Below are 986 nucleotides of genomic sequence, written 5' to 3' on the forward strand. Positions count from 1 at the left end.
CTTGGGTTAACCTGGTCGCGGTGACTGCCCCTACTCCTTGAAACAAGGTCAAAATGCGATGCCACGCAATGGTGTCATTTGGGTTATAGAGTATTTTGACAAAGGCCAACACATCTTTGATGTGCCGTCTCTCAATGAACTTAATACCACCTACCACGATAAATGGAATGCCGCGTTCCATAAATTCTAACTGTACATAGTTGGACTGAAAGGACGTGCGGCACAGTACCGCAAAATCGTTGTAATCGTGATCTGGTTTTAGCTCTATGATTTTATCAGCGATATACTTGGCCTCGCGGGTTTCATCACTCAGGCGGCTAAAGACTGGTTTGCATCCCTCTATCGATACACTAGAGTACAGCTGCTTTTGATAGCCCAAGGTGATTTGCGCAGACAAGGCATTGATATAATTTAAAACAGCAGGCGTACTGCGATAGTTTTGTTCCAGCTTAATGAGCTTAGCATCTGGATAGGTCTCACCGAACAGTAGAATATTTTCATAGTTTGCGCCGCGAAACGCATAAATACTTTGATTGTCATCACCGACCACCATCAGTGATACCGATTCAGGCTCACAAATCAAATCTATCAGCTGTTTTTGTGGGATATTGGTATCTTGATATTCATCAACCATGATGTAACGATATTGACTTTGTAGCATTTGGCGAAAGGTATCGTTAGTCTTTAAATGACGTACGACTTGGCTAATAATATCGTCAAAATCATAAAGATGATTGGCACGCTTATACTCATGAAAATCAATTGCCGACTGCTCGATAATGGGAATGTGTACAGCGATATCAGGATAATTACTTTCGATTAAGTCGCGAATATGAATGCGTCTATTTCTAGAAGTGGAGATGATGTTTTGCAGCGTCTTTTTACGCGGAAAGGCTTGGCTTTTGATCTGCGCAGGATACTTTTTTTCTTTATGAATTAAATCGATGGCATCCTCGCTATCGCCTGTATCCAAGATAGTAAAGCGC

At 41.8% G+C, this 986-nt stretch carries 1 protein-coding gene; it reads right to left on the reverse strand.

What is annotated here, in order from left to right:
* Window positions 1-986, reverse strand: a 986-nt coding sequence (locus ACS8FD_RS17160; RefSeq protein WP_439276736.1) for an ATP-dependent helicase, incomplete at both ends; no start/stop codon positions are given.

The sequence above is a fragment of the Psychrobacter sp. 1U2 genome (genome assembly GCF_051847575.1).